1 protein-coding gene is annotated in these 215 nt (G+C 61.4%); it reads right to left on the reverse strand.

Features of this window, described 5'->3' with window-relative positions; translation table 11 throughout:
• On the reverse strand, window positions 1–215 hold a 215-nt coding region (locus tag EXE44_RS19840; protein WP_137718153.1), incomplete at both ends, for an ABC transporter transmembrane domain-containing protein.

The raw sequence follows: 215 nt of genomic DNA on the forward strand, positions 1-215 counted from the left end.
AGGAACCGTTCGAGCCGGTTCACGTCGTTCGAGAGGATGGACATCATCTCCCCGGTCTGCTTGTCCGAGAAGAACTCCATGTTGAGCCGCTGCATCTTGTCGTAGGTGTCCGTCCGCACGTCGTGCTGGATGTTCTGCGCGAAGGCGTTGAACCCCCAGTTGCGGATCCAGTGGACCCCCGCCCCGAGACCGAACGCCGTTCCGATGACGGCGAT

The organism is Halorubrum sp. SS7 (genome assembly GCF_005435055.1).
Taxonomy (GTDB): domain Archaea; phylum Halobacteriota; class Halobacteria; order Halobacteriales; family Haloferacaceae; genus Halorubrum; species Halorubrum salinarum.